General features: G+C 45.8%; 1 protein-coding gene. It reads left to right on the forward strand.

Annotation, left to right across the window (positions count from 1 at the left end):
• A partial coding sequence (locus NXS07_RS22690; RefSeq protein WP_258087656.1) for a hypothetical protein occupies positions 1-275 on the forward strand: 275 nt, incomplete at both ends.

Raw genomic sequence — 275 nt, forward strand, 5'->3', positions numbered from 1 at the left:
ACAGTAAAATCATCCTGAGCCGGGGCGACAGGGAGCCTGTCTGGTCAGGGAACTTGATTACAGTACAGGAAGATCAGATTTCAATCACCTGGGAAGTTACTGAAGCAGCCAAAATGAGGATCATAGGAAACGACCGGGCTATAGTTTTGATTTATAACGACAGAGCAGAGAAAGTGCAGTCCTTCAAAACAGCAATCAGATCAGATCTTGCAGTCAGGATAGATCTGCCGCTCGCACTCAGGTTGGGCAATTCTCATATCTGGATGTTCTTTCTT

Source organism: Xenorhabdus bovienii (assembly GCF_024721015.1).
GTDB lineage: Bacteria > Pseudomonadota > Gammaproteobacteria > Enterobacterales > Enterobacteriaceae > Xenorhabdus > Xenorhabdus bovienii.